Below are 2,687 nucleotides of genomic sequence, written 5' to 3' on the forward strand. Positions count from 1 at the left end.
CCGGCGCCCGCGCCCCAGCCGGCGCCGCCACCGGCGCCCGCGCCTGCGCCTGCACCCGCTCCCGTGCCACTTCCGGAAGATCCGTCCCCACCGCGTGAGGGCACACCGGTCCCGGTCACTCCGCCACCTGTGCCGGCGTTCATGCCCACACCGCCCTTGGTGCACGTGACGGTCGCGGTGACGGAGTCCAGCACGGAAAGTGGACTTTCGGCGACGCCCCTGGGCAACCTGGCGTTGAACGCTCCGCTGCTGGGCGAGGCCCTGTCCCAGGTGCCGGACAGCCTGCTGTTCGCGAACAACGCGCATGGTGAGCACATCGGCCTGATCCGGGAGCTGGGCTACGGTGAGATGCAGACGTTCCAGCCGGCGCTGTACGTGCAGAACGCGGTGCGTCACCAACCCATCACGACCGACCCGAGCCTGTGGGTGCAGCACGCGGTGCGGTCTTCGCAACTGGAATCGCAGCTTCGCGCTGCCGCCGCATTGGCCAACAACTCGGCCACACCCGGCTACAACACGCTGTTCGATCCGTTCGCGCTGGGTGCGCCCCAGCCCGAAGGGTCGCCGGTGAAGGTGGCCGAGATCGAGGCACCGCAGGCGCCTCAGGAGGCGGTGGCCACCGTGCCTGCTCCCGAAGCGCAGGCGCACGCGATCAAGAACGCGGCGGATGCTGCCGAAAAACCACTGGTCAAGCCCCGTGCTGCGGCCGGCCTGCGTTCACAGCTGGAGCGTTTCGCCAAGGACAGAGCCCAGAGCGCGCGCCCGGTGACCCGCACATCCGTCACCAGCTGAACCCCTATTTGAAGATCAACGAGGACTTGAACATGAGCAAACAACAAATCACCCTCTCAGGCGCTGTGCGCATGCTGCCGCGCACCTGGGTGGCCCTGGCGGTCACCGCCTTGATGGCCGGGTGTTCGGTGGCCCCGAAGGCCATCACGGCCGACGAAGTGCGCGAGCGCGTGAAGGCCGACACGGCCCGCATGTACGTGGACCAGGCGCCGATCAACGCGCCCATCAGCATGGAAGAGGCCGTGGCCCGCGCCCTGAAATACAACCTGGACTACCGCCTGAAGAAGATGGAGTCGGCGCTGGCGCAAGGCCTGACCGACTACGCCAGCTACGACATGCTGCCCCAGATGGTCGCCTCGGCCGGCTACCGCAGCCGCAACAACGACTCCGGTGGCGTCAGCATGGGCATCCTGGACGGAGAGATCTCCGACCGCGCCACCACCTCCGACGAGCGCAGCCGCACGACCCGGGGCATCGAGTTCTCCTGGAACGTGCTGGACTTTGGTGTCTCCTACTACCGTGCCCGCCAGCAGGGCGACCAGTTCCTGATCGCCGAAGAGCGCCGCCGCAAGGTGGTGCAGAACCTGCTGCAAGACGTGCGCGCGGCCTACTGGCGTGCCCTGGGCGCGCAGCGCCTCAACGCCCAGGCCGACGACATCCTGCAGCGCGCTTCGCTGGCCCTGGGCCGTTCGCGCGAAGCCGAAACCCAGAAGATCATTCCCCCGGGCCTGGCCCTGGCCTACCAGCGCGCGTTGCTGGACGCCACGACGCTGCTGAACCAGCGCCGCCAGGACCTGGAGTTCGCCAAGCGCGAACTCGCGGCCCTGATGAACGTGCCCCCCGGCCTGGACTTCCAGGTGGCCGAAGCCAACGAAGCCGCGCTGCCGGCCGCGCCGCGCGACGTGACCAAGCTCGAAGACATGGCGCTGCTGCAGCGCCCCGAGTTGCGCGAGGAAGACTTCCGCAAACGCATCACCGCCGCCGAAGCCCACAAGCAGATGCTCTCGCTGTTGCCGGGCCTCACGCTCACCTACGGCCGCCAGCGCGACTCGAACGCCTTCCTCTACAACAACAGCTGGTCCGAGGGCGGCGCCAGCCTAGCCTGGAACCTGATGCGCCTGGTGTCGATTCCGGCCATGAAGGACGCGCAGAACCACCAGGCACAGACCGACGAGGCCCGCCGCATGGCGCTGTCCATGGCCATCCTGACGCAGACGCGGGTGAGCGCCGAGCGCTACCGCATGGCGCTGGAGGACTTCCGTCTGGCCGATCAGGCGGCCCAGGTCGACACCCGCCTGGCCGCCTTCACCAAAGCCTCGGTCACGGCCAAGCTCGACAGCGAACTGGAGGCCATCCGCACCCAGGCCCGCGCCGTGCTGGGCCAGTACCAGCGCGCCAACGCCTACGCCAACGCGCACATTGCCTTCGGGCGCCTGTACAACACGGTCGGTCTGGACCCCATTGCGGACGACTTTGAGGGCAACGACCTGGCCCAGTTGACCGGGCGCGTGAAGGCCCACCTGCAGGCCTCGGAGAAAGACGCCTTTGCGCTGTCGTCCAACCTGTTTGGCCGTGCCGCGTCGGTGAACGTGCACCTGGCGGGCATTCAGGACCCGGTGCAGCAGGTGCGCATGAAGGCCCTGGTGAGCGAGTTGCTGGGCCGTCACCAGATCGCTACCGACGCCAAGGACGGCGTGCCGCTGAACCTGGCGTACCAGTCAACGGAGGCCTACGGCCTGGAGAAAGCCTCCTGGACGCTGAAAGTGACCGATGAGGCGGGCCAGGCGCAGCAAGCGCGCTTTGCGACGACAATCCCGGCCAACGCCCGCACCTCGGTCTATGAGTCCAGCCTCATGGCCGCACTCAATGCCCATCTGGGCGACATCAAATCCTGG

General features: G+C 67.9%; 2 protein-coding genes. Both read left to right on the forward strand.

Features of this window, described 5'->3' with window-relative positions:
- Nucleotides 1–141 precede the first annotated feature (141 nt).
- Nucleotides 142–792 carry a hypothetical protein gene (locus B0E41_RS27250; protein WP_171984849.1) on the forward strand — a complete coding sequence of 217 codons (651 nt, stop codon included), beginning with the start codon at nucleotides 142–144 and terminating at the stop codon, nucleotides 790–792.
- A gap of 32 nt (nucleotides 793–824) precedes the next feature.
- The coding region (locus tag B0E41_RS22870; RefSeq protein WP_077334820.1) for a TolC family protein at nucleotides 825–2,687 on the forward strand (1,863 nt) is incomplete at its 3' end.

It is taken from the genome of Hydrogenophaga sp. A37, from assembly GCF_002001205.1.
Lineage (GTDB): Bacteria > Pseudomonadota > Gammaproteobacteria > Burkholderiales > Burkholderiaceae_C > Hydrogenophaga.